Raw genomic sequence first — 255 nt, 5'->3', positions numbered from 1 at the left:
AAGGGCTCGTGCACCGTGCCGGGCTTGGAGTAGAGGCACACCGTGCGCACCTCGCCGCCGCCCGCCTCGAGCAGCTGCAGCACGAGCGCGAGGGTGCGCCCCGAGTCGGCGACGTCGTCGGCGAGCAGGATGCGCTTGCCCACGAGCGACTCGCGATCGAGCGTCGGCGGCAGCACGACGGGTTCGTCGAGCCGCGACTCGACGCCCGTGTAGAACTCGACGTTCAGACTGCCGAGCATCTTGACGTCGAGCGCG

General features: G+C 70.6%; 1 protein-coding gene. It reads right to left on the bottom strand.

Annotated features, from left to right (window positions below; all coding sequences use genetic code 11):
* Positions 1–255: phosphoribosyltransferase (locus tag FJ658_RS15515; protein ID WP_255447769.1), on the bottom strand; the 255-nt coding region annotated here is incomplete at both ends.

The organism is Schumannella sp. 10F1B-5-1 (assembly GCF_006517535.1).
Taxonomy (GTDB): domain Bacteria; phylum Actinomycetota; class Actinomycetes; order Actinomycetales; family Microbacteriaceae; genus Schumannella.
This window is presented reverse-complemented; position numbering and strand designations above follow the sequence as displayed.